13 protein-coding genes and 2 pseudogenes are annotated in these 19700 nt (G+C 52.0%); 8 read left to right on the plus strand and 7 right to left on the minus strand.

Translation table 11 applies throughout. The annotated features are described in order from the left end of the window. Positions 1-104 precede the first annotated feature (104 nt). Positions 105-848 (plus strand): orotidine-5'-phosphate decarboxylase, encoded by a 744-nt coding sequence (pyrF, locus tag MYB54_RS09605; protein WP_014915714.1) that lies wholly within the window; start codon positions 105-107, stop codon positions 846-848. Further along, positions 845-1180, plus strand: a complete 336-nt coding sequence (gene yciH, locus MYB54_RS09610; protein WP_014915713.1) for a stress response translation initiation inhibitor YciH — start codon at positions 845-847, stop codon at positions 1178-1180. Before pyrF ends, yciH begins: the two co-directional genes overlap by 4 nt. A 58-nt stretch (positions 1181-1238) precedes the next feature. On the opposite strand, the gene osmB is transcribed toward yciH, so the two are convergent. Beyond that, positions 1239-1454 (minus strand): osmotically-inducible lipoprotein OsmB, encoded by a 216-nt coding sequence (osmB, locus tag MYB54_RS09615; RefSeq protein ID WP_010276685.1) that lies wholly within the window; start codon positions 1452-1454, stop codon positions 1239-1241. A 334-nt stretch (positions 1455-1788) separates the two neighbouring features. Between osmB and araD the strand changes: the two genes are divergently transcribed. From araD to MYB54_RS09630, 3 genes and pseudogenes are all read left to right on the plus strand, one after another. Then, positions 1789-2484 carry an L-ribulose-5-phosphate 4-epimerase gene (gene araD / locus MYB54_RS09620; RefSeq protein ID WP_014915712.1) on the plus strand — a complete coding sequence of 232 codons (696 nt, stop codon included), beginning with the start codon at positions 1789-1791 and terminating at the stop codon, positions 2482-2484. Positions 2485-2941: 457 nt separating this feature from the next. Further along, a complete protein-coding gene (locus MYB54_RS09625; RefSeq protein WP_187290678.1) occupies positions 2942-4825 on the plus strand; it encodes an NACHT domain-containing protein in 1884 nt (627 codons plus the stop codon). A gap of 89 nt (positions 4826-4914) precedes the next feature. Further along, a pseudogene (locus MYB54_RS09630) lies at positions 4915-5187 on the plus strand (hypothetical protein); the annotation flags it as partial. Here MYB54_RS09630 and MYB54_RS09635 read toward each other — a convergent pair. The 5 genes and pseudogenes from MYB54_RS09635 to MYB54_RS09655 form a co-directional block, all read right to left on the minus strand. Beyond that, positions 5151-5234: pseudogene (locus MYB54_RS09635) on the minus strand (IS200/IS605 family transposase); the annotation flags it as partial. The pseudogenes MYB54_RS09630 and MYB54_RS09635 overlap by 37 nt on opposite strands. A gap of 187 nt (positions 5235-5421) precedes the next feature. Beyond that, positions 5422-7485 carry a carbon starvation CstA family protein gene (locus MYB54_RS09640; RefSeq protein ID WP_205557675.1) on the minus strand — a complete coding sequence of 688 codons (2064 nt, stop codon included), beginning with the start codon at positions 7483-7485 and terminating at the stop codon, positions 5422-5424. Positions 7486-7712: 227 nt separating this feature from the next. Next, positions 7713-8630 carry an aldo/keto reductase gene (locus MYB54_RS09645; RefSeq protein ID WP_014915709.1) on the minus strand — a complete coding sequence of 306 codons (918 nt, stop codon included), beginning with the start codon at positions 8628-8630 and terminating at the stop codon, positions 7713-7715. A 59-nt stretch (positions 8631-8689) separates the two neighbouring features. Then, positions 8690-10624, minus strand: a complete 1935-nt coding sequence (locus tag MYB54_RS09650; RefSeq protein ID WP_039288967.1) for an exoribonuclease II — start codon at positions 10622-10624, stop codon at positions 8690-8692. Between the two features lie 347 nt (positions 10625-10971). After that, entirely contained in the window at positions 10972-13284 is a 2313-nt protein-coding gene (locus MYB54_RS09655) for an FdhF/YdeP family oxidoreductase (protein WP_248721840.1), read from the minus strand. A gap of 170 nt (positions 13285-13454) precedes the next feature. Between MYB54_RS09655 and MYB54_RS09660 the strand changes: the two genes are divergently transcribed. Beyond that, positions 13455-14357 carry a LysR family transcriptional regulator gene (locus MYB54_RS09660; RefSeq protein ID WP_248721841.1) on the plus strand — a complete coding sequence of 301 codons (903 nt, stop codon included), beginning with the start codon at positions 13455-13457 and terminating at the stop codon, positions 14355-14357. Here MYB54_RS09660 and MYB54_RS09665 read toward each other — a convergent pair. Further along, entirely contained in the window at positions 14348-15418 is a 1071-nt protein-coding gene (locus tag MYB54_RS09665; RefSeq protein ID WP_248721842.1) for a LacI family DNA-binding transcriptional regulator, read from the minus strand. The genes MYB54_RS09660 and MYB54_RS09665 overlap by 10 nt on opposite strands. A 320-nt stretch (positions 15419-15738) precedes the next feature. On the opposite strand from MYB54_RS09665, the gene MYB54_RS09670 reads away from it, so the two are divergent. Both MYB54_RS09670 and MYB54_RS09675 read left to right on the plus strand, forming a co-directional pair. After that, positions 15739-17049: an MFS transporter gene (locus MYB54_RS09670; protein ID WP_014915704.1), complete on the plus strand. Its 1311-nt coding sequence runs from the start codon at positions 15739-15741 to the stop codon at positions 17047-17049. Positions 17050-17082: 33 nt separating this feature from the next. Then, a complete protein-coding gene (locus MYB54_RS09675) occupies positions 17083-19449 on the plus strand; it encodes a glycoside hydrolase family 31 protein (protein ID WP_206555998.1) in 2367 nt (788 codons plus the stop codon). Positions 19450-19700: the final 251 nt, after the last annotated feature.

Consider the following 19700-nt stretch of genomic DNA (forward strand, 5'->3'; position numbering starts at 1 on the left):
AGCCAGCGTCTTTAATCGCATTGGTCTTCAGGCGGCTGGGATTTCAGGGGCGGGGCATGTAGAATGCGGCGGGAATTTTGGCTTCGCAAGAGACTGGGTGACGAATGAAAAACGAGAATCTACAGCAAGAGAATCAAACGGTATCCTCCCCGATTGTGGTCGCGCTGGACTATGCCAGTCAGCAGGCGGCGCTGTCGTTTGTTGACCGTATCGATCCGCAGGATTGCCGTTTGAAGGTAGGCAAAGAGATGTTTACCTTATTTGGCCCACAGTTCGTGCAGACGCTACAACAGCGCGGCTTTGATGTGTTTCTCGATCTGAAATTCCACGATATTCCGAACACTGTCGCTCACGCCGTTGCGGCCGCCGCCGATCTCGGCGTGTGGATGGTGAATGTCCACGCCAGCGGTGGCTCACGCATGATGACAGCGGCGAAAGAAGCGCTGATGCCGTTTGGTAACGATGCGCCGTTGCTGATTGCCGTGACCGTGTTAACCAGCATGGACGAAGACGATCTGCGCGGGCTCGGCATTACCGTCAGCCCGGCGGAGCAGGCGGAACGACTGGCGGTGTTAACGCACAACAGCGGGCTGGATGGCGTGGTGTGTTCCGCGCATGAAGCGCAGCGGCTGAAGCAGGTATGCGGACAGGCATTTAAGCTGGTCACACCGGGCATTCGTCCCGCTGGCAGCGACGTTGGCGATCAGCGCCGCATCATGACGCCAGTTCAGGCACAGCAGGCTGGCGTCGATTATATGGTGATTGGACGTCCGATCACCCAATCGGCGGATCCGGCACAGACGCTGCGTGAGATTCGCGCTTCATTGTTAAACGGTGCGGCATTATGAGCCTGCGTCGCGACGAGAATAGCCAACTGGTTTACTCCACGGAAACCGGACGAATTAAGCCGGAAGAAGAACGCGTTGTTCGGCCAAAAGGTGATGGCATCGTGCGTATCCAGCGTCAGACCAGTGGACGTAAAGGAAAAGGCGTATGCCTGATTAGCGGTCTCGATCTTGACGATGCTGCACTGGATAAGCTGGCGGCCGAATTGAAGAAGAAATGTGGCTGCGGCGGTTCAGTGAAAGATGGCGTGGTCGAAATCCAGGGAGATAAACGCGACCTGCTAAAACAGCTTCTGGAAGCGAAAGGCATGAAGGTTAAGCTGGCTGGTGGCTAAAGGATATAAAGATAAAAGCAGCAGGTTTACTCCCGTGAACCTGCTGCTCACGAATTCGTTATTTATCGACCTGACGGCCAATCAGCCCGCCGATAGCGGCACCGCCCAGCGTTCCTAATGTTCCGCCATCCGTTAAGATAGCCCCACCGACTGCGCCCGCACCGGCACCAATCGCGGTATTACGGTCACGTTTGGACATGTTTGAACAGCCCGCGAGCGTTACAGCAAGCGTAATGGCCAGCGCGGCTGTCGCAAAACGTTTGTTTAATTTCATTTTATTCCCCTTTCTGCTCTTGGTCTCACGTTTCTTGTGAGGAAAATATCGAACAATATGCTTTTTACGGTATTAAATAAAGAAACCGGCCTTTTACTGCTTGATGACAAGTATAATCATCGGAAAAAACTGCAACAGGTAAAAACTCTTAATTCCCCAGCGTTATGTTAACGATAGCAATAATTGATAAATTTGGCTGTTTTTTGTCCAATTCTGTGGGGTGTCTCTTTCTTTTTCCCATAGCAGAACACCGCTAGGTCTTTAGCGATTTAGCCCATAGCGACCAGCTCGTCAGGTCGCGAAAATGGTGTCATCGCGCAGAGGGGAGGCTGATATGTTAGAAACGCTAAAAAAACAGGTGTTGGAAGCCAATCTGGCCTTGCCGCAGCACAATCTGGTGACGTTTACTTGGGGAAATGTCAGCGCGGTCGATCGACAGCGCGGCCTGATGGTGATCAAACCTTCCGGCGTGGAATACTCAGCCATGACGCTGGAGGATATGGTTGTCGTTGAGCTGGAAAGCGGCAAAGTGGTGGAGGGGACGAAGAAACCGTCGTCAGATACCGATACCCACCGCGTGCTGTATCTGGAATTTGCCGAGATCGGCGGTATTGTGCATACCCATTCCCGCCATGCCACGATCTGGGCGCAAGCGGGCAAAGATATCCCCGCCTGGGGAACGACGCACGCGGACTACTTTTATGGTTCTATTCCCTGTACACGTCTGATGGCAGATGCGGAAATCAACGGACGCTATGAGTGGGAAACGGGCAGGGTGATCGTCGAAACCTTCCGCCAGCGTGGCATTTCGCCGGTGGATGTTCCTGCCGTATTGGTTAACTCGCATGGTCCCTTTGCGTGGGGGAAAGATGCAGACAACGCAGTGCACAACGCGGTTGTTCTGGAAGAGCTTGCCTACATGGGGATTTTCTCACGCCAGCTAACACCTCAATTGGGTGAGATGCAGCAAACGCTGTTGGATAAACACTACTTACGCAAGCACGGCAAGAACGCGTATTACGGACAATAAACCGCAGCGGTTCCTTCCTCATGCTCTTAAGCCAATAGCGCCGCCAATGCGGCGCTATTGTTATTTGTGGGGCTTGATGACCTCGCTCCTGAACGGCACAAGCTCCGTGCTAGCACCGTAAAACGCTGGCTAGGAATGGATGCGATTCGCTCCTAGGATTACAGCCTCGAATCTGAATAACCTCTTGCAAGAATGCCGCTGGGTAGCATCCTCTCAGAGCACACTAAGTGCGTCTGATACCATCACCGCAAGATGCATGATGGCACACAAAAATAAATGTTATTCCCTCCTCGCCTGCTCGCTCGATAGGTGGATTTGAACTCTGCTGGGTTAGTCCAGCTTCACAAGACGTGACAAGCTTCACACCCATGTAAAAACATGATGAAATCCATGCGAAAAAATGCACGATAAACGGATTCTAAATCTCAAAACCACAATTCCAAAAAAGGGCTGCTTTATGCTCAGTGAAATTTTAATCACCACTACTGTTAAATCAATCGCTAAAAAGCTAATCGACGCAGGAGTTGGGGCTATAAAATGGCAATCAAATAAAATCCTTCAAGCATTGACAAATGACAAAATACTGGATCACTATGCTCAAAATGCGGTGAATAGAGTTTTTGTTTTCAGAACTTTAATTCATGGTGACAAAAACGTTTACCTAGACGAAGTTTACTATCCATTAAAACTGAAACATAACGATGGTAATCTTTCCATTGAAGTAACAGAAAAAACGAAACTTCCTACCCATAGCCCGGTTTGCATTGTAGGTATTGCTGGACAAGGAAAAACAACTGTAATGAGAAAGTTGTTTTTAGAAGAACTTATCCGTAAAGAATCTCTGCCTTTTTTCATTAGCCTACGCCAAGTTAAAGACTATGAATCTCTTTCTTGTGAAGAGTTGTTGCACAAACATTTGATTTTAAATGGCATTGACTGCGAAATTAAAGATGTCATTTACTTATGTAAAAGTAAGAAAATATCATTCTACTTTGATGGTTTTGATGAAATACCATTTAGTCAGAGAGTTTTTGCTCTTGATACGATCAACAAAATATATGAGTGCTACAGATGCCCAGTCACTGTAACTACTAGGCCAGAAACTGAAATAACACGTTCTGCAGGTTATGATACTTATCACGTTAATTTTCTTAATAGAGATGATATTCTTGCAATACTTGAGAATACAGTTACAGATGCTGATGCTCATGACTTCATAATAAATTTATTGGAGTCTAAAGATTTTCTAATGGAGAGTATTAGAACTCCAATTCTATTAGATATCTTCGTCATCACTTCAACAGCATTAAGGGAGGATCCCAATTCAATCAGTGATTACTACGATGGTTTATTTACAGCCTTACTTCATCGTCATGACCTTATCAAAAACCTTACTAGAGTAAAAAAATCAAACTTGCCTGATAGAATATTAGAGAAATGTTTCTCACTATTTAGTTTCTTCTCTCTCATGAATTCTAAAGGAGATTTCTCGCGAGCAGAAATAAATGAATTGTTTGCGAAATCAGCGACTGCTTTGAAAGTTGAGAAATTGCCTGAGGATATTGCAGACGATATTATAGGCGGGACAAACATTCTCGTTAAGGATGGGTATGATAATTATGTTTACATACATAAATCAATTCAAGAGTATTTTGCTGCGAAGTGCGTCTCTACAATGGATGATTCTGCAAAGGAAAATATTTACAATAACTACAGTAAAATGGAATCATATCAATTAGGTAGTAGTTTCATGCTGATGTTAAGCTATCTTGATAGTTTTTCATTTATAAAGTTGTATATTTTTGAGGTATTAGATCAAGCACAATGCCTCAAGGATAATTTGATAATAACATTGCCAAAAAAAGACTTCGTTCATCATTTAGAGTTATGGATATTAGAAATTGATTTAGAAAATATAGGGTGCTTCTCCTTAGCTGCTCAACGTATAGGGCCTTGGAAGCAAATACATGAAATAGAAAGAATTTCCACTTACATTTCGACAACACGATTTGAACATTCCTTAGATATCTTGGGTCATAATATAATGATGGTTAATGGGGGGAAAGTTGCTAGACTTGTTCGCAACGGAATTATCAAGCCATTGCCTAAAGATGATCCTCGAAATAAGAAACTAATAAATAAGGGCTCACTCAATGTAATCATTGAAATATCTTCAACAAAAAGATACATTGACGATTATGATGCCATTTTTGAAAAAGCTTATGAAAATTACACAAGCTCAGTACACATCATTAATAAATACATAAAAGAATACTATCATAATAAAATTGAAAGCAATAATATTCTTAATTGTATGATCGATAAAATAAAATTCAAATAACTAACAAACCGAATATTACCCCAGCAGTAATATTCGGTTTAATTAAAAACTATCAAGATTTGTCTTTATTCATCGTACTGGTTGGTTTATTACCACTGGGACAAGCGACTCATGTTCTACGCTACTCTTTTGCGATATATTTTATGATTAATGGAGGAAACATTATTACACTTCATTGGATCTTAGATTACATGAAAATTGCACAAAGGATGGTGTATGCGCACTTCGCTTTGAAGTGTTTGCCTGATGTGATTTCTCTCAATCCGTTAAAGGGTACTAGTGACGTCCAGATGTCCACAATGCATCCGTATTCTAAGTGCTTCTACACCTGCCTTCGGTATTTCGGCGCAACGACTATGTGATATTTACAGTTCCATCATGTGAGTGCCAAGCTCTTTTCGTTCCCCATTGGTACCCTCTTTCAATTTTTTGTTTAGCTTTTGCATTTGCTAGAACGCAAGGTATTTTAAAAAAATCGAAAGAGGTTTTATAACCTAATGTATAGCTGAAAGCTTTACGCTCCCCCAGCCTAACGGGGGCTAGGCATAAAAAATCCCTCCGCGAGGGAGGGATCGAAGGGGTTACGCCGATGACGTTTAAGGCTGAGCGCCGTCTCGTAAGACAATCGGGCTCTCTTTTGCCGTTGGGACATCGCTATTCATTGCACGACGAATGACGAAGAAGGCTGAAATCAGCATTGTCACCGCCACCAGCATGAAGAACCCGCACAGTGCGGCGTTGATCTGATTACTGAAGACGATGGTTTCCATGTCTTTAATTGATTTGGCTGGTGCAATCAGCGTGTTCTGTTCAATACCCGTCGCGAAGCGTTTTGCCTGAGCCAGAAAGCCGATGCTCGGTTTTTCATGGAAGATTTTCTGCCAACCCGCCGTCATCGACGTAATAAACAGCCAGACGGTAGGCACGATAGTCACCCACGCATAGCGCTGTTTCTTCATCTTAAACAATACCACGGTGCCGAGAATCAACGCCATCGAAGCCAGCATCTGGTTACCGATACCGAACAGCGGCCAGAGCGTGTTGATGCCGCCTAGCGGATCGATCACGCCCTGATAGACGAAGAATCCCCAACCGGAAACGGCAACGGTTGTACCGGCCAAATTCCCCAGCCAGGAGTGGCTGTTCGCCAGTCTTGGAATCGCAATACCGACCAGATCCTGCACCATGAAACGACAGGCGCGCGTCCCGGCGTCAACGGCAGTCAGAATGAACAGGGCTTCAAACAGAATCGCGAAGTGATACCAGAATGCCATCATCGCCCGGCTGTTAAAGATTTCGGTGATGATGTAGGCCATGCCCACCGCGAAGGTCGGCGCACCGCCGGCGCGGGAAAGAATAGAGGCTTCGCCAACGTCATTGGCAATGGCGCTCAATTCCTGTGGGGTAATCACAAATCCCCAGTTATTGATGGCTAACGAGGCGCTCTCAACCGTGGTACCGATCAAGGCAGCGGGTGAGTTCATGGCGAAGTAGATACCCGGTTCGATAACCGAGGCACAAATCAGCGCCATAATCGCCACGAAGGATTCCATCAACATTGCGCCATAGCCGATGAAGCGGATATGGCTTTCCCGTTCAACCAGCTTCGGCGTGGTGCCGCTGGAAACCAGCGCATGGAAGCCGGAAATCGCGCCGCAGGCGATGGTGATAAACAGGAAGGGGAACAGCGTACCGGAGAAGACCGGGCCGGTGCCGTCAATAAAACGAGAAACGGCAGGCATTTTCATTTCCGGCATGGCGAACACAATACCGAAAGCCAACCCGACAATAACCCCGATTTTCAGGAACGTAGAGAGATAATCACGCGGTGCCAGCAGTAGCCAGACGGGCAGGACTGAGGCCACGAAGCCGTAAATCACCAGAATCCAGGTGAGCGAGGTTCCTTTCAATGTGAAGAACGGCCCCCAGTAGGGGTGTGCGGCGATGTTACCGCCATACACAATCGCTAGCATCATCAGTACAAAGCCGATGATAGAGACTTCAGCGATTTTGCCCGGACGTAAAAAGCGCATGTAAACGCCCATGAAGAGCGCGATAGGGATGGTGGCGGCAATGGTGAACAATCCCCACGGGCTTTCTGCCAGCGCTTTAACGACAACCAGCGCCAGCGCCGAGAGAATGATGATCATCACGCCCAGCGCGCCAAGCATGGTGATAATACCCGCGAACGTGCCCAGCTCCTGTTTTGCCATCTCCCCCAGAGAACGACCGTCCCGGCGGGTTGAAATAAATAGCACCAGAAAATCCTGCACGGCACCCGCCAGCATGACGCCGACCAAAATCCAGATCGTACCGGGGAGGAAGCCCATCTGTGCGGCGAGAATCGGCCCGACCAGCGGCCCGGCTCCGGCGATGGCGGCGAAGTGGTGGCCGAACAGGACCCATTTATTGGTGGGAACGTAATCCAGACCGTCGTTATGACGCTCCGCCGGTGTCAGCCGGCGATCGTCGAGCTCAAACACTTTTTTGGCGATAAACAGGCTGTAAAACCGATAGGCGATGCTGTAACACGATACCGCCGCGATAACCAACCACACGGCATTCACGTGTTCACCGCGGCTTAGCGCCAGCGTGGCGAACGAAAAGGCGCCCGCCAGGCCGACTAGCAGCCAGATCACAATGCTCTTTACGTTACTCATAACAACGGCTCCTTCGTTATTCAGAAAAGGTATAGCGCGGGTGTTAATGCAATTTAACAATAGTGGGTTTAATGGCGAAGAGAAGGGAATGGATGAGAAAATGTGAGCGAAGGTGAATTTTTGTAAAGAAAATTAAAGGCCAAACAAGGGCTAACGTGCTGGAGCGGTAAAAATGTGAAGCCCTGCAAGGGATAAGCAGGGCTCGTGTGTTGAAGGCAAAATCTTTCTTAAGGCAGAACGTTTCCGGCGGCGCGGTAAATTTCGTACCATTCTTCGCGGCTGAGCGACAGGGTAGACGCCGCTGCGATGTCACGGATACGTTCTGGACTCATGGTGCCGATAATCACCTGCATCGCGGCAGGGTGACGCAAGATCCACGCGGTGGCAATCGCGGTATTGGTGACGCGATGTTGCTCAGCGATGCGATCAAGGGTGGCGTTTAGCTTAGGGAATTTCTCGTTATCGAGGAAAACACCGTCAAAAAAGCCGTACTGGAAGGGCGACCAGGCCTGAATCGTCATGGTATTCAGACGGCTGTATTCCAGAATCGCACCATCGTGATTCACCGATGCCGGGTTCGTCATATTCACGTTAAAGCCAGCATCAATCATGCCCGTGTGCATGATGCTGAACTGCAACTGGTTGGCGATCAGCGGTTGACGTACGGATTGCTTCAGCAGCTCAATCTGCAACGGGTTCTGATTGCTGACGCCGAAATGGCGCACTTTTCCGCTGCTTTCCAGCTCATCGAAAGCGGCCGCGACTTCATCGGGTTCGAACAGCGTGTCCGGGCGGTGCAGCAGGAGCGTATCAAGATAGTCCGTTTTTAAGCGTTTCAGACTACCTTCGACGGACGCGATGATGTGCGCTTTAGAGAAGTCAAAAAAGCCCTGACGAATGCCGCATTTGGATTGCAGAAAAATGGATTCGCGGCGGATGGCGGTCTTCTGTAAACCAGCGGCGAAAATCTCTTCTGACAATCCTGAGCCATAGATATCGGCGTGATCGAAGAAATCGATGCCTGCTTCGACGGAAGCATTGAGGATGTCAGCCGCTTCACTCGTGCTTTTCTTCGCCATTCGCATACAGCCCAACGCAATGTTGGAAGCCTGTATCGCGGATGTACCGATTGTCATTTTCTTCATCGGGAACACTCCTGTGATGAGGGTTGCATGTCCGCCGAGATGGCTCGGCGGCATGGCATTTAGGCGGCAGGTTTTGCCACGATGCTGCGGGTTTCCAGACGCACTTCAGCGATGACCACGTCCAGCGTATCCCCCTGACGATAAACCACGTCGCCTTTCACTGAGAGGGTGCCCATTTCCTGACTGCACACCAGTTCATCGCGCACGGCGTGAATGAAGGAGGACGGGATAAACGCCACTGCGCCGTTATCCAGCAGGCGAACGCGCAGGCCACCGCGTGTGACGTCAATGATTTCCGCATTGAAGCGCACGTCGGTACCCGCTTTGTCGCTGAGGTAGCGAGCGTACAGCCAGTCGCCAACATCACGCTCAGCCATACGATTAAGGCGGCGGCGTTCGGCCAGTTGTACCGTGACGTCGTCCTGCGGTTTTTCCGCAGCCTGTCCGGTGATAACCGCTTTCAACAAACGGTGGTTTACCATGTCGCCGTATTTACGGATTGGCGATGTCCAGGTAGCGTAAGCTTCCAGCCCCAGACCAAAGTGCGGCCCCGGCGTGGTGCTGACTTCCGCGAAAGACTGGAAGCGGCGAATGCGGCTGTCCAGGAACTGCGTCGGTTGGGCATCCAGCTCGCGGCGCAGCGTACAGAAGCCCTCCAGCGTCAACAGCGCTTGCGCATCGGCCTGAACGCCGTGGGTATCCAGCACGGCAACTGCTTGTTCGATCGAGGCAGGATCGAAGCCGTTATGCACGTTATAGATGCCGAAGCCCAGCTTATCGCGCAGCACAATGGCCGCACAGACGTTGGCCGTAATCATGGATTCTTCAACGATACGGTTGGCGATGCGGCGATGTTCAACCACGATATCCAACACATCGCCTTTCTCACCCAGCAGGAAGCGGTAATCCGGGCGATCTTTAAACACCAGCGCGTGGGTGGTGCGCCATTCGCTACGAGCCAGACAGAGGCGGTGCAGCAAACGAATTTGTTCAGCAATCGCGTCGTTTTGCGGCTGCCATTCGCCTTGATTTTCCAGCCAGTCAGAGACGTTGTCATACGCTAACTTAGCTTTGGACTCGATCCAGGCGGCAAAGAAGTGAATGTCGTCACCCAGCGCACCGTCGGCGGCAATCGTCACGCGACAGGCGAGGACAGGGCGACGCTCGTCCGGGCGCAGGGAACAGATATCGTCCGACAGCGGGCGCGGCAGCATCGGGATGTTGAAGCCAGGCAGATAGTTGGTAAAGGCGCGCTGGCGTGCAATGTTGTCCAGTTCGCTACCCGCCGCGACATACGCGGTCGGATCGGCAATCGCGATGGTTAATTGCAACGAACCATCGCCGTTGTCCTGCACGTATAGTGCATCGTCCATATCTTCAGTGCTGGCGCTGTCGATAGTGACAAAGCTCAGCGCGGTGAGATCGTCACGGACGAGTTCGCCATCATGGCGCTCCGTCGCTTCAACCTCTGGAGCCGTACGCTCCAGATTATGACGTGACAATGTCACCCACCACGGCACCAGCGGGTCATCGCCCGTCGTGATGTACTGCGTCAGTTCAGCATGAAATCCACGGTCGCCCTTCAACGGGTGACGGCGCATTTCGGCTACGGCCCAATCGCCTTCCTGAAAATCGTGCGTGACATCGCGCGCGGCGCGGCAAGGGATGGCATCTTTCAGCAGCGGGTGGTCAGGCGTAATGGATAAGCGGTCGTCTTTTTTATGGATGCGCCCAACAAATCGGGTAAGGAAGGGTTCGATCAGCGTTTCTGGCTCGACAATTTCCCGCTCTTTTTCCGTATGCAGGGTGGCGGTAATCCGGTCACCGTGCATCACTTTTTTCATGTGCGGAGGGGGAATGAAATAGCTTTTTTGTCCGTCAGCTTCAAGAAAGCCAAATCCTTTATCGGTGCCTTTGACGACACCTTCAACACGCGGTGTCTGAGAGTGAAGTTGCTGTTTTAGCTGTGCAAGCAGCGGATTATCTTGAAACATAGCGTCCAGAAATACGGTTGTGAGTAGCTCAATTAGCAACTCACAGTTTTACTCGAATCGGGTGCTGGCGGCAAGAATAATCGGGGGTGGCGTGGGTGCCGAACGGCAGCAGAAGCGCGGATAAATCCGAGTAAAGTCAACGCTGATTGGAGTGTATCCACCTGCCGTGCATGCCATTGGTTTTGCAATGCGAGTTATGATGTAGAACCTATCTCAGTAGGCGTTATTGGTGCAGCCAGTTTGGACTCGGACAGCGCGGAAAAACCGGAGCGTACACGTAGTACGTGAGGATTTTGAGCACTGCCCAGGTTCAAAATGGCAAATAAAATAGCCTACTGAGCAGGTTCTTAGGCGATACGCAACAGAGACTCCGCTTGCATACTGCGACGAACGACAACCGGCACAGACTTAGAGGTCGGCGTATGCGTCTCATCCCCAAAGCTGGACAACGGCACCAGCGGGTTGGTTTCCGGGTAATAGGCCGCCAGATTGCCACGCGGAATCGCGTAGCTCACCAGCTTGAAGCCGTTGACGACGCGGGTAATACCATCGTTCCACAGCGTTTCGATATCGACGAGATCGCCGTCTTCCAGCCCCAAAGCGCTGATGTCATCCGGATGCATGAACAGCACTTCTCGCTGCCCGTACACGCCGCGATAGCGGTCATCCAGACCATAAATCGTAGTGTTGTACTGATCGTGTGAGCGCAGGGTTTGCAGCGTAAAGGGTACATCGCTGCCTTGTAGCTGCGGAAACAGCGTATCGGGCAGCGCGGCATAGCTGAATTGCGCTTTCCCGTTGAGGGTATTGAAGTGCAGTTCAGCCGCGGCGTTACCGAGATAGAATCCGCCCGGCAGGTCGCAGTTGGCATTAAAATCGGTAAAGTTGGGAATCGTCGCGGCGATATGGTCACGGATACGTGAGTAATCGTCCGCCAGCGCCAGCCAGTCGAGCTTTTCATGACCGAGCACCGCGTTGGCAATCCCAGCAACAATCGCGGTTTCCGAACGCTGCAACGGCGAAAGCGGCTGCCCGACACCCTGTGACGCGTGCACCATGCTGAAAGAGTCTTCGACGGTAATAAACTGCGCGCCGCTGGCCTGCATATCGAGATCGGTACGGCCGAGTGTCGGCAGAATCAATGCATCGACTTTGCCGGTCACCAGATGACTGCGGTTGAGTTTGGTGCTGATGTGCACCGTCAGGTCGCAGCGGCTGAGTGCTTCTTCGGTGCGTGCCGAATCCGGTGCGGCGGCGGCGAGGTTACCGCCCAGCGCGATCAGCACTTTTATCTCATCGCGTAGCATCGCTTCCAGCGCTTCTACCGTGTTGTGGCCTGCGGCGTAAGGCGGTGTGAAGTCATAATGTGCGGCCAGACGATCGAGAAACGCAGCCGTCGGTTTCTCATCGATCCCCATGGTGCGGTTGCCCTGCACATTGCTATGGCCGCGTACCGGACACAGCCCTGCGCCCGGTTTCCCTAGCTGCCCGAACAGCAGTTGCAGATTCACGATTTCCCGCACGGTGGCGACGGAATGCTTGTGCTGGGTAATCCCCATCGCCCAGGTGCAAATCACGCGCGGCGACTGCTGATAAATCGCTGCCACATAGCGCAACTGCGCTTCGCTCAGGCCGGACTGCTGTTCGATTTTCTGCCAGCTTGTGGCATCAACCACCGCAAGGTACTCATCCACCTGTTGGGTATGCGTAGACAGAAAAGCCTGATCGAATAAGCCCGCTTCCCCAGCGGACAGGCGCTGGCGATGCGTTTCCAGCATCGCTTTTACCATGCCGCGCACGGCGGCCATATCGCCGCCCAGATTGGGTTGCAGGTAGGTTTCACTAATGGTGCCAGACAGCGGCGTGAGCAGCTCCAGCGGATTCTGCGGATTGGCAAAACGTTCCAGACCGCGCTCGCGTAGCGTATTAAACGAGACGACGTGCGCACCGCGATCGGCGGCATGGCGCAGGCTGTGCAGCATGCGTGGGTGATTGGTGCCAGGGTTCTGCCCGAAGACGAAAATCGCGTCAGCGTGTTCGAAATCATCCAACCGGATAGTACCTTTACCGACGCCGATACTCTGTTTCAGACCGATTCCGCTAGCTTCATGACACATGTTCGAGCAGTCAGGAAAATTGTTGGTGCCCAGCATGCGGCCAAAAAGTTGATACAGATAAGACGCCTCGTTGCTGGCACGGCCAGACGTATAAAGCTCCACCTGATTAGGGTGTGCCATGTTACCGATATGGTGAGCGATCAGCGCAAACGCCGCATCCCAGTCGATAGGGACATAGCGATCGCTGGCACGGTCGTAGCGCATCGGGTGGGTTAAGCGGCCCTGATACTCAAGGAAATAGTTACTTTGCTGACGTAGCGTCGTGACGCTGTGGGCGGCGAAAAAATCCAGATCGACCGCTTTGCGCGTCGCTTCCCAACTGACCGCTTTCGCGCCGTTTTCACAGAAGCTGAACGTGCTGCTGTTGTCATCTCCCCAGGCACAGCCGGGGCAGTCAAATCCTTTCGATTTATTGACCCGCAACAAGTTTCGGATATTTTTCAGCGCTTGCTTGCTGTCGAGAACAAAGCGCGTGGTGGCTTCCAACGAGCCCCAGCCGCCAGCCGCATTGCGGTATGGCTTGATGGATGGTTTGAATTTCATAGACGTTCCGCAGGTGATGATGTTTTTTTTATGTGAACAAAATTTTAAATATTTGCTCTTGAGGGAAGTTTAGGTGCCGTCGGCGATCGCGTCTAATCAAATGCGGCTATGGTGGGATAGAGGCGGTTTATCGGTATATACTCCGGGCTTACCCACTACAGAGTCTGACGATGGATATTAAGCAACTGCAATACCTGTGCAATCTGGAGAAAGAGCGCCATTTTGGCCGGGCAGCGGAAGCCAGTTTTGTCAGTCAGCCAACGCTCTCCATGCGGTTGAAAAATCTGGAGCGAGAGCTGGATCTGGCGTTAATCAATCGGGGTAACAATTTTGAAGGCTTTACCGCCGAAGGTGAACGCGTGCTGGCCTGGGCGCGGGAAATCGTCTCGGTTTATCAGGGGCTAAAGCTGGAAGTCGCGTCGCTGAAACGCGGTGTGAGCGGCGTATTACGCATCGGTGCGGTGCCGCAAAGCAGTATCGCGCTGTCGAGCCTGCTGGCGGCGGTAAACAAGGTTTACCCGCAGTTGGATTTTCAGATCTCGCTGTTCAGTGCGGATCAGTTGCTGGAGGCGCTGAATGCGCATTCGGTGGATGTTGGCATCGGCTTTTTTGAGTTTTCGACGCTACAGGAGCTGCACTTTCAGGCGTCACCGCTGACGGAGCAGGGCGTTGACTTGTTGTTCCATCCGCACCATTTTCCGCAGTTGGTGGGAGAAGCACCGCTGGCACTCGACGCACTTTCCGAGGTTCCGCTCTGTCTGGCGGAGGCAAGCCGCTATTTCCGTCGCTATCTGGATAGCCATTTCCGTGAAATTGGCATCTCGCCGTGGGTCAAGGTGGAAAGTTCTTCTGTTCTGCAACTGATCCAAAGTGCCTATGTCGGGCTCGGGTGCGGCATTGTGCCCCACGGCAGCCTGATCCCAGACATGACGCCCGCATTAACGCTGCGACCGCTGCAATTTCCGCCAATGCGCCGTCGTGCAGCTGTCGTTGTCGCCCAGGCTGGCCGAGCGACGCCGCTGGCGCAGAACTTCTTTGACGCGGCGCAGGTGTGGTTGCAGGATCAGTCGTAAAGGCTTTCATCCTGTATCGGCGCAACGGATTTACTGGCACGCAGCCGTCTTACGGACTGGCGAACTACCAGCGTGCCGTTTAGTAGCAGGTTGCCTAGAGGGGCTTCGGGGCGGATCAGGCGATATTGCAACAGCCTGACGGCCTCTTCGCCCAGCGCCTCACGCGGCACATGTACCGATGTGAGCGGGACGTCGTGAATGGCCGACAGATTGAAGCCATCCATACTCATCACCGAGACATCTTGCGGCACGCGCAGTCCTGCTTTGGTCAAAGCATTGACCACCCCGACCGCAATGAAATCACCGCCTGCGAGAATAGCCGTAGGCCATTTATCTTGTGGGCAGCGGGTTAAAAAGGTCGTCATCGCCTGTTCGGCATCCGTCGTGCTGAAATTATCTAACGCCAGCAAATTATCCTCAGAGGAAAACGGCAGATTATGGTGCTGATAGGCATCCCGAATCCCGTCCAGACGTAATTCCATCGTGTAGCGACGCAGGCACAGCAGCGTCAACACAGTATGGTGCCCTTGCTCGAAGAGATAGTGGGCGGAGAACTCGCCTATCAAACGGTGTGCGGGGGCCACACCCGGCAATCGCATCTTACGGTCAATGCAGTTAATCAATATACAGGGCTTACCGCTGTCCGCCGCCAGTGCGTGAATATAGGGATCGTCGATGCCAATCAGCAGCGCCGCTTCCGTGGCCGGATCGCGCATTTTGTCTAAAAATAGCGCCGCATCGCTGTCATTTTCCTCCAGCCCGCAGTAGCGCACTCGCACATCGTGTGGCTTCAGGGCATCAATGATGCTCTGTACCACCTTGTGGTAGAAGATGTCGGACCGAATATCAAAAGCGCGCGGTGGGGCGAAGATAGTGAGTCCGTTCAGGAGCAGACGGCCGTTGGCGAGATCGGCCAGTACGCCGCACTGACGGGCGCAGTTGAGAATGTCCGCTTTTGCCTGCTCGCTGGTATTGGACTGACCAGATAGCACGCGTGAAACCGTACTGATCGAGTAGCCGGTCCGCTGCGCAATTTCGCGTATTTTCAGGTTTCCTTTCATTTTGTGATCCCGTTCACCTTCGAAAATGACAAAGTTTTCATAGCTATCTGTTACCTGTTTTCAGGCGCTATAAGCAGGGTTTTGTCTGCATTTTGACCATAGCATGAAAATGTTTTCAAAAAAGTGAGTGTTTCACGATTTTCAATTGTTCTACTCTCGATTTGGTAAACCAATTTCAGTGGTTAGAGGCAGTAAAACAGGATTTAACTCAATAAATACAATGATATGAAAATGGTTTGATTGTTCGATAGGCTATAAATACAAAAATGCCGTCGAGATATCAGACCAATGTAACCCTACTTTCCTGTAAAGGAGTCACCATGAGTCTCGACATCAATTCGTCCTCCATCGCTACCAAAGGTAAACGGACATTCAGAAACCTGCGTTGGTGGGTGCTGAGCCTGTTCCTGCTCGGCGTTACCGTGAATTACATCACCCGTAATTCGCTGGGCATTCTGGCACCGGAACTGAAAACCAGTATGGGCATTACCACCGAGCAATATTCCTGGATTGTCGGTGCATTCCAGCTGGCCTATACCATTTTCCAGCCGATTTGCGGCTGGTTGATCGATGTCATCGGTCTGAAAATGGGCTTTATGATCTGCGCGGTGATCTGGGCGCTGATGTGTATCTTCCACGCGGGTGCGGGAAGCTGGCTGCACCTGGCGATCTTGCGTTTCTTTATGGGTGCGTCAGAAGCGGCAGCGACACCGGCGAATGCTAAAACGCTGGGCGAATGGTTCCCTAAAAAGGAACGACCGATTGCGGCAGGGTGGGCCGGTGTCGGTTTTTCCATCGGTGCGATGCTGGCACCGCCAATTATCGTTGTGGCGCATGCCTATCTGGGCTGGCAGGGTGCGTTTATGTTCACGGGTGGGTTGGCGCTGCTGTGGGTAGCGCTGTGGTGGTTGTTCTACCACAACCCCGAAGATCACCCGAATTTAAGCCGAGAGGAACTGGATTTCATCCGTCAGGACAATGAGGCGCCTCCGGTCAAACTGCCTTTCTTCACCGCACTGAAAACTGTCTCAAAAAACAAACGCTTTTACGGTATCGCGATTCCAGCCTTTATGGCGGAGCCCGCGTGGGCCGTGCTTAGTTTCTGGGTGCCGCTCTATCTGGCGAATGAACGTGGGATGGATCTGAAACAAATTGCGATGTTCGCGTGGCTGCCGTTCCTTGCCGCCGATTTGGGCAGCGTTGCCAGCGGTTACCTCACCCGGCTCTACGTCCGCTGGTTCGGCTGCTCGCGCGTCAACTCGATTGTGGCGAGTTCGGTTACGGGCGCGTTTCTCATGCTGTCGCTGGCGCTGGTCGCCGTCAGTAAAGATCCGTGGGTGGCGATTCTGCTGATTTCCATCGGTGGGTTTGGTCATCAGGTGATTTCCTGCATGTTGAGCGCACTGGTGGTTGAATCGTTTGATAAAGGGCAGATGGCAACGGTGAACGGGATGCGCGGTTCGTTTGCCTGGATTGCCAGCTTCCTATTCTCGCTGTTGATTGGCGTCACCGCCGACAAAATTGGGTTTAATCCGCTGTTTGTCGCGATGGGATTCTTCGATCTGATCGGTGCCATCTTCCTGATCGCATTTATTGCTGAACGTCGTGGGAAAACGCGGTCGCAGGCATAACGGCTCATTTATTTTTCCTGAAAAGGATGCTGTATGAAAACGTTGAAAAATTGGGTGTTCCGCCATCAGAGCGCCGACCATGTTGAACTGCTGGTGGACGACAAGCATGTGTTTCGCCTGTACGTGCTGGAACCGATGCTGGCCCGCGTGCTGGTTAAACAGCATGGCGAGCTGAAGCTGAACCGCACCTGGAGCATTGCGCCGCAGCAAGATGTCCCCTGGCAAGGGCGCAGCCGCGAAAGCAGCGATGGTTTCAGCCTGCCGGGATTCTCGCTGGAACAGTTGGACGATGCGCTGCGTATCAGCACCGCGCGGATGCGCATTACGATTCATCAGCCGCTGTGGCTGGCGTGGGAATACCGCGATGAACAGGGTGAGTGGCAGCCGTTTGCCGCCGATAGGCCGACCAGCGCCTATTTGCTTAACTCACACGGTGACGGTGTGGCGCACTATCAGCGCCGTTTCCCGACGGAGCGCTATTACGGCTTGGGTGAAAAAGCGGGCGATCTTGAACGCACCGGACGCCGGTTTGAGTTCCGCAATCTGGATGCGATGGGCTACAACGCGGCGAGCACCGATCCGCTGTATAAGCATGTTCCGTTTACCATTACCCGACGTGCCGATGTCAGCTTCGGCCTGTTTTACGATAATCTGAGCACGACCTGGCTCGATCTCGGCAATGAAATCGATAACTATCATCTGGCTTATCGGCGCTATCAGGCGGAGGCGGGCGATCTCGACTATTACCTGTTTATCGGGCCGCGCGTATTAGATGTAACGAAAGCGTTCGTGCGGTTGACGGGGAAAACACTCTTTGGGCCAAAATGGAGCCTCGGCTACAGCGGTTCCACCATGCATTACACCGACGCACCGGACGCGCAGCAGCAACTGATGAAATTTATCGCGCTGTGCCGTGAGCACAACATTCCGTGTGATTCGTTCCAACTTTCGTCCGGCTACACGTCGATTAACAATAAGCGCTATGTGTTTAACTGGAACTACGACAAAGTCCCTCAGCCGGAGGTGATGTCGCAGGCCTTCCATGATGGGGGCCTCAAGCTGGCTGCCAATATCAAACCCTGTTTACTGCAAGATCACCCGAAATATGAAGAAGTGTCGGCGCAGGGTCTGTTTATCCGTGATTCCGAATCCGATGCACCAGAGCGTTCCAGCTTTTGGGACGATGAAGGTTCGCACCTTGATTTCACCAACCCGGCAACGGTGGCGTGGTGGCAGGAGAACGTCACCCGGCAGTTGTTGGAGAAAGGGATTGATTCAACGTGGAATGACAATAACGAATATGAAGTCTGGGATGGCGAAGCTCGTTGCCACGGATTCGGCGAAACGATGGCGATCAAGCATATTCGCCCGCTGATGCCGCTGTTGATGATGCGCGCCTCGCTGGAGGCGCAGCAGCGCTTTGCGCCGACGCTGCGTCCTTATCTGATCTCGCGTTCCGGCTGTGCGGGAATGCAGCGCTATGTGCAGACCTGGAGCGGCGATAACCGCACCAACTGGCAGACGCTGCGTTACAACACGCGGATGGGAATCGGGATGAGCCTGTCCGGCCTGTTTAATGTCGGGCACGACGTCGGCGGGTTTTCGGGCGATAAGCCGGACGCCGAGCTTTTTGTGCGCTGGGTTCAAAACGGCGTGATGCACCCGCGTTTCACCATTCATTCCTGGAATGACGACCATACGGTGAACGAACCGTGGATGTATCCTGCAGTAACGCCCGCGATACGTAGCGCCATTGAGCTTCGTTACCGTCTGCTGCCGTATTTTTACACCTTGCTGTGGCAGGCCAGTGCGGACGATGAGCCGATGCTGCGCCCGACGTTCCTCGACCACGAGCAGGACAGCGCGACGCTGGCAGAAACCGACGATTTCATGCTGGGACGAGACATTCTGGTTGCCAGCGTGGTTGAAGCGGGGCAGCGCCAGCGCACGGTGTATCTGCCGGCGAATACGTCAGGCTGGTACGATTTTCATTCCGGCCAGTGGTTCAGCGGCGGACAGACGATCGTGCTGGATGCGCCGCTGGAACGTCTGCCGCTTTTGGTCCGGGCGGGCGCGATGATCCCGCTGTCGGGGCGAACGGCCCACGTCAGCCCGCATGAAGATGATCAGCGTGAGTTCCTGCTCTTCCCGCCTGTCGCTGGCGGCACGGACAGCGGGCTACTGTTTGAAGATGATGGTGAGACGTGGCAATGGCGTGAAGGCAACGCGCTGTGGCTGCGCTGGGAAATCCGCACGGATAGCCAACGGATTGACGTGACGTTTACATCGGAAGGGCGATATCAGCCCGCCTGGCGACACGCGACGCTACGTCTGCCGGCGGGCGAGCAGCGTCAGCTGTACATTAACGGCGTCCACACGGCGACCTATCAACACCAATAATCATTTTATTTCTTCCTGTTGCGCCCCGGTCTTATTGTTTACTGGGGCGTTTTTTTTGTTATGTAGAATATCAATAATATCCGATTGGTTATCTTTAGGATAAAGAGATGTTAATGAAGTGAATGGAATATTAAATATAAAAAAGAGTTGTGCGTATACCCCTAATAAAAGCGGATCTACAAAATAGTTTAAATAGTAAGAAAACATTTTATAACATCAAAAAAAATAGATACTTGGTAAGTAATAAGTTC

Source organism: Pectobacterium nicotianae (genome assembly GCF_023272715.1).
Lineage (GTDB): Bacteria > Pseudomonadota > Gammaproteobacteria > Enterobacterales > Enterobacteriaceae > Pectobacterium > Pectobacterium brasiliense.

Excerpts from the sequence above, each read along its gene's own strand:
- pyrF (WP_014915714.1), top strand. The coding sequence starts at position 105 with ATGAAAAACGAGAATCTACAGCAAGAGAATCAAACGGTATCCTCCCCG.
- yciH (WP_014915713.1), top strand. The coding sequence starts at position 845 with ATGAGCCTGCGTCGCGACGAGAATAGCCAACTGGTTTACTCCACGGAA.
- osmB (WP_010276685.1), bottom strand. The coding sequence starts at position 1,454 with ATGAAATTAAACAAACGTTTTGCGACAGCCGCGCTGGCCATTACGCTT.
- araD (WP_014915712.1), top strand. The coding sequence starts at position 1,789 with ATGTTAGAAACGCTAAAAAAACAGGTGTTGGAAGCCAATCTGGCCTTG.
- MYB54_RS09625 (WP_187290678.1), top strand. The coding sequence starts at position 2,942 with ATGCTCAGTGAAATTTTAATCACCACTACTGTTAAATCAATCGCTAAA.
- MYB54_RS09640 (WP_205557675.1), bottom strand. The coding sequence starts at position 7,485 with ATGAGTAACGTAAAGAGCATTGTGATCTGGCTGCTAGTCGGCCTGGCG.
- MYB54_RS09645 (WP_014915709.1), bottom strand. The coding sequence starts at position 8,630 with ATGAAGAAAATGACAATCGGTACATCCGCGATACAGGCTTCCAACATT.
- MYB54_RS09650 (WP_039288967.1), bottom strand. The coding sequence starts at position 10,624 with ATGTTTCAAGATAATCCGCTGCTTGCACAGCTAAAACAGCAACTTCAC.
- MYB54_RS09655 (WP_248721840.1), bottom strand. The coding sequence starts at position 13,284 with ATGAAATTCAAACCATCCATCAAGCCATACCGCAATGCGGCTGGCGGC.
- MYB54_RS09660 (WP_248721841.1), top strand. The coding sequence starts at position 13,455 with ATGGATATTAAGCAACTGCAATACCTGTGCAATCTGGAGAAAGAGCGC.
- MYB54_RS09665 (WP_248721842.1), bottom strand. The coding sequence starts at position 15,418 with ATGAAAGGAAACCTGAAAATACGCGAAATTGCGCAGCGGACCGGCTAC.
- MYB54_RS09670 (WP_014915704.1), top strand. The coding sequence starts at position 15,739 with ATGAGTCTCGACATCAATTCGTCCTCCATCGCTACCAAAGGTAAACGG.
- MYB54_RS09675 (WP_206555998.1), top strand. The coding sequence starts at position 17,083 with ATGAAAACGTTGAAAAATTGGGTGTTCCGCCATCAGAGCGCCGACCAT.